This window comes from Mycobacterium sp., assembly GCF_044370595.1.
Taxonomy (GTDB): domain Bacteria; phylum Actinomycetota; class Actinomycetes; order Mycobacteriales; family Mycobacteriaceae; genus Mycobacterium.
The window spans coordinates 1-5,634 of sequence record NZ_JBILVF010000191.1 but is presented as its reverse complement, the minus strand read 5'-3'; the positions used below and the strand labels follow the sequence as shown (position 1 = coordinate 5,634).

Below are 5,634 nucleotides of genomic sequence, written 5' to 3'. Positions count from 1 at the left end.
AAGGTGGCCCCGAAGCTGTCCGCGGGCCGGGTGCAGTCGGTGGCCACCCGCATCATCGTCCAGCGTGAACGCGAACGGATGGCCTTCCGTAGCGCCGGCTACTGGGACATTCTGGCCGAATTGGACGCCAGCGTGTCCGACCCGAACGCCACCCCGCCGCGGTTCAACGCCCGCCTGGTCGCCGTCGACGGCAAGCGGGTGGCGACGGGGCGCGATTTCGACTCCCTGGGCGCGGTGCGCAAGCCCGGCGAGGTGCTGGTGCTCGACGAGGCCGCCGCCGGCGCGCTGGCCACCGGGTTGCAGGGTGCGGCGCTGACCGTCGCCTCGGTGGAGGAGAAGCCCTACACCCGCCGGCCCTACCCGCCGTTCATGACCTCGACGCTGCAGCAGGAAGCCGGCCGCAAGCTGCGGTTCAGCGCCGAGCGCACGATGAGCGTGGCCCAGAAGCTCTACGAGAACGGCTACATCACGTACATGCGCACCGACTCCACGACGCTCTCGGAGTCGGCGATCAACGCCGCGCGCAACCAGGCCCGCCAGCTTTACGGCGACGAGTACGTCAACCCCACGCCTCGCCAGTACACCCGCAAGGTCAAAAACGCACAGGAGGCCCACGAGGCCATCCGGCCGGCGGGTGACACCTTCGCCACCCCGGGGGCGCTGCACGCCGAACTCGACACCGACGGGTTCCGTCTCTACGAGCTGATCTGGCAGCGCACCGTCGCCTCCCAGATGGCCGACGCCCGCGGCACCACGCTGAGCCTGCGGATCTCCGGAGTCGCCGCCGACGGCCGGGACGCCACCTTGGCGGCAAGCGGCCGCACGATCACCTTCCCGGGATTCCTGAAGGCCTATGTGGAGACCGTCGACGAACTCGCCGGCGGTGAAGCCGACGACGCCGAAAGCCGCCTGCCGCAGTTGCGCCAGGGCCAGCGGGTCGACGCGATCAGGCTGACCGCTGACGGCCACTCCACCAATCCGCCGGCCCGCTACACCGAAGCCTCGTTGGTCAAAGCGCTCGAGGACCTCGGAATCGGCCGTCCCTCAACGTATTCCTCGATCATCAAGACCATCCAGGGCCGCGGATACGTGTACAAGAAGGGCAGTGCCCTGGTGCCGTCGTGGGTGGCGTTCGCGGTGACGGGCCTGCTCGAGCAGCACTTCGGCCGATTAGTCGACTACGACTTCACCGCCGCTATGGAGGACGAACTCGACGAGATCGCCGCCGGCCACGAGCACCGCACCAACTGGCTGCGCAACTTCTACTTTGGCGGCGAACACGGGGTGCCGCACTCGATCGCCCGGGCCGGCGGTTTGAAGAAACTGGTCGGCGAGAACGTCGACGAAATCGACGCCCGCGAGATCAACTCCATCGCGCTCTTCGATGACGCACACGAGCGCCCGATCTACGTGCGGGTGGGCCGGAACGGTCCGTATCTGGAGCGCATGATCGTCGGCGAGGACGGGGAGCCCACCCCCCAACGGGCCAACCTCAGCGATGAGATCACTCCGGATGAACTGACCCTGGAGTTGGCCGAAACCCTTTTCGCCACACCGCAGGAAGGCCGGGTACTCGGCGTCGATCCGGAGACTGGGCACGAGATCATCGCCCGCGACGGCCGCTACGGGCCCTATGTGACCGAGGTGCTGCCGCCTCCGCCGGACGACGATTCGGGAGTCACCGCCAAGAAGGGCAAGAAGCCCACCGGGCCCAAGCCGCGGACCGGTTCGCTGTTCGCATCAATGGACCTGCAGACCGTCACCCTCGAGGACGCGCTCAAGCTGCTGTCGTTGCCGAGGCTGGTGGGGGTCGATCCGGCCAACGGTGAGGAGATCACCGCGCAAAACGGCCGTTACGGCCCATATCTCAAGCGCGGCAACGACTCTCGTTCTCTTACTTCGGAAGATCAGATCTTCGACGTCACCTTGGACGAGGCGCAGAAGATCTATGCAGAGCCCAAGCGCCGCGGCCGGCAAGGTGCGGCTGCCCCGCCGTTGCGGGAACTGGGAGCCGACCCGGCCACCGGCAAGCCGATGGTGATCAAAGACGGCCGGTTCGGCCCGTACGTCACCGACGGCGAGACCAACGCGAGCCTGCGCAAGGGCGATGACGTGCTGAGCATCACCGACGACCGGGCCGCTGAACTGCTCGCCGACCGGCGGGCCCGGGGTCCGGTCAAGAAGGCCGCCAAGAAGACCGTCCGCAAGAAGGCGCCGGCCAAGAAGGCCGTCAAGAAGTCCTGACGGCAGCCGGCGGTACTCATACCCTGGGGCCTACCCCGTTCTATACCCGCAGGCCCACGCCCACGAGTGCGATCACGCCGATGCCGGCGATGAACGCCGCCATCACTGCGGCGATCGAATACGGCATGGCGCCGAACTCGGCGCGCAGCGCCCGCATCGCCTGGCGATGCTGAAGCCATGCCAGGGCCAACGCGGTCAGACCGGCAACGATCAGCAATACCGCGAAGATCTGCGGGCTTATCAGTGGTTGACGCAATGACTCCTTGGTCTCCAGATAGCGCATGAACTGATAGATCCCGAAGCCGAAGGCGATCATGGAGGTGCAGGTGCGGACCCAGGCCATCAGAGTCCGCTCGAGGGCGAGCCGGGTGCGATCGGCTGCGAGCCGAGTGGATGCGTCGGGCGGTTGCGGCGGCATGGGAGTCAGCGTGACATCTCAGGCAAGTCGCTGGGCACCGCCAGATTCAGCGGGCGCGCCAGTTGTGTGGGAGCCACGCGGCCCCGCAGTTCGACGATCTCTCCGACGTTCCAGCACAGCGCCTCGGCGTCCATCGCGCCGCTGACCGCGATCGCCGAAGCCAGCACGTGGCCCTCCTCCATCTTGGCCAACTCGGTCAGTCGGGCCGCCTCGTTGACCGGGTCGCCGATGACGGTGTATTCGAAGCGGGAGTGCGCACCGATATGGCCGGCGATGGCCCGGCCCGACGAGACGCCGATGCCGAACTCGGTCTGCTGAAGGACGCAGACCAGTTCGTCGTGCAGTTCCCGGGACGCCGCCAGGGCCGCGCCGGCGGCGTCGGGGTGCTCGATCGGCGCCCCGAAGATGCACAGCGCGGCGTCGCCCTGGAACTTGTTGACGAACCCGCCGTGCTTCTGCACGGTGTCGACCACGACCCGGAAGAAGTCGTTGAGCACGGTGACCACCTCGCCTGGGGGCCGGGTGGCGGCGAGTTCGGTGGAGCCGACCAGGTCGATGAACAGGACCGCGACGTCACGTTCCTGGCCGCCGAGTTCGGTGCCGCGTTCCAGGGCGCGGCGGGCGACATCCTCCCCGACATAGCGGCCGAACAGATCCCGCATCCGCTGCCGTTCGGCGAGTTCGCGGACCATGTCGTTGAAACCGGCCTGCAGCAGGCCGAGTTCGGTGGCGTCGTAGATCTGCATGTGGGCGTTGTAGTTTCCGCGCTGGACCTCCCCGAGCGCCCAACGAAGTTGGCGCAGCGGATCGGAGATGGCCATCGCCGAGAGCACCGTGCCGGCAAACCCGATGACCAGTGCCGCCACCGCGAGCAGCAGAATCGGGGTCAGCATGGCGTCGGCGGAGGCCTCCACCAAGGAGAACTTGGTCGCCACCACCGACAACACGATCATCAGCAGTGGCACGCCGGTGGCCAAAATCCAGGCGAGCACCAGGCGCAGCATGACCCCGGGCCGGCGAAAGTTCTCCGGCAGGCCGCCGCGTAATGCCGCCACCGCTACCGGCCGCAGCACCCGCTCAGACTGCAGGTAGCCGATGATGGCGGTGGCCGTGGCGCCCAGCAGGGTGGCCACCGCCAGTTCCGGCGCCGCGTGGCGGGCGACCGGCCAACTGGCGGCGATCAGCACCGCCGCGCCAACCATCCACAGGGTGATGCTGATCAGCGACCGGTACACCGGCATCCGCAGCGCGCGCAGCCGGGCCTGTTCGGTGAGGGCAGGGTCTTCGTCGGCCAGGAGCGCGTCGTGGCGCTGCCAGCGAAACACCGGCACCAGCAGGGCGAAACTGATCGCCGTGCCCACCAGGAAGGCCACGAAAACGTAGGTCAGGAAAAACGCCAGGTTCTCGGTCGGCAGATCCTGGAGTTTGACCCGTTCGGTGGGCGGCAGACCGAACCGCAGGAACCCCAGCACTAACAGCGCACCGATGACGTCGGCCTGCAAGAGGCCCATCGAGAACAACAGCCACGGGGTGCGTGCCAGCCAGCGGACGAACTCACGGATCCGTCCGCGCTGTGCTGGCGCGGTACCCACCGAATCACCGTAGCGGTCCGGGTAACGGCGTGCTGGTCGCCTGCGGCAGCGTGGGAACTGCGTTGTCCTGGCACCCTATTAGGATTGGCAACGATGTCCGGGGTATTTGCACGGCTGGTCGGCCAGGACGCGGTGGAATCGGAATTGACGGCCGCGGCACGCGCGGCGCGGGGTGATTCCGATCACGTCGGGTCGATGACACACGCCTGGTTGATCACCGGACCACCCGGATCGGGCCGGTCGGTGGCCGCGCTGTGCTTCGCCGCCGCCCTGCAATGCACCTCCGACGGGGATCCGGGCTGTGGGCAGTGCCGGGCCTGCACGACCACAATGGCGGGCACCCACGCCGACGTACGGCGGATCATTCCGGAAGGCCTGTCAATCGGGGTCGACGAGATGCGCGCCATCGTTGCCACCGCGTCGCGTCGGCCGAGTACCGGGCGCTGGCAGATCGTGGTCATCGAGGACGCCGACCGGCTCACCGAGGGGGCGGGAAACGCCCTGCTGAAGGTGGTCGAGGAACCGCCGCCATCGACGGTGTTCCTGTTGTGCGCGCCGTCGGTGGATCCCGAGGACATCGCGATCACGCTGCGGTCCCGGTGCCGTCATGTGGCGCTGGTGACCCCATCGGTCGACGCCATCGCCGGGGTACTGGTGGAACGCGACGGCCTGAGGGCCGACGAGGCCAGGTGGGCGGCCGCGGTCAGTGGCGGTCACGTCGGCCGTGCGCGGCGGTTGGCCACCGATGAGGAGGCGCGCGCGCGGCGGGCGCGGGCGCTGGGGCTGGCGCGTGACGCCGTGACCCCGGCCCGTGCCTACGCCGCAGTTGACGAACTGGTGGCCGCCGCCGAGGCGGAGGCTGTCGCTTTGACCGCCGAACGCAACGAAACCGAAACCGAGGATCTGCAGATCGCCCTGGGCGCCGGCGGCACCGGCAAGGGCACCGCCGGCGCGTTACGCGGTGCGGCGGGTGCACTCAAAGCCCTTGAGCAGCGCCAGAAGTCGCGCAAGACCCGTGCGTCGCGGGACGCCCTGGACCGATCCCTGATCGACCTTGCCAGCTACTTCCGCGATGCGCTGGTGGTGGCCTGCGGGGCGGATTCCGTCGTGCCCAGCCACCCCGATATGGCCGAGAAGGTCGCCGCACTGGCCGCCCACGCCGCCAGCGATCGACTGCTGCGCTGCATCGAGGCGGTGCTGGCCTGCCGGGAGGCATTGGCCGCCAACGTGAAACCCAAATTCGCCGTCGACGCCATGGTGGCCACCGTGGGGCAGGCGTTGCGGTCGGGGAACTGACTCGGGAGCAAACCGGAGGGTAGACTCAGCGCTCGGCTCAACAGGCCAGGCCGCCTTAGCTCAGTCGGCAGAGCGATTCACTCG

At 68.3% G+C, this 5,634-nt stretch carries 4 protein-coding genes; 2 read left to right on the top strand and 2 right to left on the bottom strand.

All coding sequences use genetic code 11. The features are described from left to right. On the top strand, nucleotides 1-2,244 hold a 2,244-nt coding region (gene topA / locus ADBZ5N_RS17050; protein WP_526259466.1), incomplete at its 5' end, for a type I DNA topoisomerase. Between the two features lie 40 nt (nucleotides 2,245-2,284). Here the strand turns inward: topA and ADBZ5N_RS17045 are convergent. Both ADBZ5N_RS17045 and ADBZ5N_RS17040 read right to left on the bottom strand, forming a co-directional pair. Next, nucleotides 2,285-2,662 carry a DUF202 domain-containing protein gene (locus tag ADBZ5N_RS17045; RefSeq protein ID WP_526259464.1) on the bottom strand — a complete coding sequence of 126 codons (378 nt, stop codon included), beginning with the start codon at nucleotides 2,660-2,662 and terminating at the stop codon, nucleotides 2,285-2,287. 5 nt (nucleotides 2,663-2,667) lie between these two features. After that, a complete protein-coding gene (locus ADBZ5N_RS17040) occupies nucleotides 2,668-4,173 on the bottom strand; it encodes an adenylate/guanylate cyclase domain-containing protein (RefSeq protein WP_526259468.1) in 1,506 nt (501 codons plus the stop codon). 174 nt (nucleotides 4,174-4,347) lie between these two features. On the opposite strand from ADBZ5N_RS17040, the gene ADBZ5N_RS17035 reads away from it, so the two are divergent. After that, entirely contained in the window at nucleotides 4,348-5,550 is a 1,203-nt protein-coding gene (locus ADBZ5N_RS17035; protein WP_526259462.1) for a DNA polymerase III subunit delta', read from the top strand. Nucleotides 5,551-5,634: the final 84 nt, after the last annotated feature.

What these genes read in the sequence shown, in the direction of transcription:
- ADBZ5N_RS17045 (WP_526259464.1), bottom strand. Translation starts at nt 2,662, where the DNA reads ATGCCGCCGCAACCGCCCGACGCATCCACTCGGCTCGCAGCCGATCGC.
- ADBZ5N_RS17040 (WP_526259468.1), bottom strand. Translation starts at nt 4,173, where the DNA reads ATGGGCCTCTTGCAGGCCGACGTCATCGGTGCGCTGTTAGTGCTGGGG.
- ADBZ5N_RS17035 (WP_526259462.1), top strand. Translation starts at nt 4,348, where the DNA reads ATGTCCGGGGTATTTGCACGGCTGGTCGGCCAGGACGCGGTGGAATCG.